Here is an 841-nt window from a genome sequence, read left to right as displayed (position 1 = left end):
CAACCGGATTTGGGATGACGCCCTGAATCGGCGTTATCACCCAGGTGCCGGAGGCGCAATGCGCCGCGTCTCCCGACCGGAATTCGGGCAGATCTCGCCTGAAGTCGGGCGACGAGTCGGTTCTGTCGGGATGACCCCTCCGGCGCGCGCACAGGATCGGGCCCGGATTTCGCAGCACGAGCGTCGGTCGTTCCTGCTGTCATCCTCCGAATTCGACAGCGGAGACGGCGGCCATCAGGCGAGGGAAAAAAGCCCTGTATGGGCCGAGATTTGAGGCCTTCGAGAAGCGATCCGGACCTGCGCCTGCGCAGAGACGCCCAATATCCTTGTATGAATAAGCATGCTGAGATACCTCAACATAGTAACTATCGTAAATATTTTTGCTTATATCGACGATATTGTCTTTAAAGATTTCAACACAGCAATCGAGGGATCGCTTCATCACTTGATGGAAACTATCGCCATTGTTAAGGAGAAAGGCGCGCTGCGCCAAGATAGGACCTGCATCGACCTTCTGGTTCGGCAGAAGTTTCTGCAATGTCACACCGTATCGGTCCTCGCCGTTACATAGAGCGGCGAAGATACAAATCTCGGCGAGACCGCGATATTTCTGAACGAGGCCGTTGTGGATATTGAAACATTCCGGGCCGGATTTCAGGATAGCGTCGGTCAGAATGCGCTTGTTGTTAAGGGAAAATAACTGACTGTCTTCGCGTGAGTTCAGATGCGGCAAGAGATCGACGTTCGGGTCGTTCGATTCAAGGACAGGCACGCCCAGTTTCTTGAGACGCGGAAGGGCCGAATCGCCGAACGGACAGCAAACGAGATCGATATTGATCCC

The 841-nt window shown here is 54.3% G+C and carries 1 protein-coding gene; it reads right to left on the bottom strand.

Annotation, left to right across the window (positions count from 1 at the left end; genetic code table 11):
- Window positions 1-199 precede the first annotated feature (199 nt).
- Window positions 200-841, bottom strand: a 642-nt coding sequence (locus MZTS_RS24795; RefSeq protein WP_192285987.1) for a formyltransferase family protein, incomplete at its 5' end; no start/stop codon positions are given.

Source organism: Methylorubrum zatmanii, assembly GCF_014845115.1.
GTDB classification, from domain to species: domain Bacteria; phylum Pseudomonadota; class Alphaproteobacteria; order Rhizobiales; family Beijerinckiaceae; genus Methylobacterium; species Methylobacterium zatmanii.
This window is presented reverse-complemented; position numbering and strand designations above follow the sequence as displayed.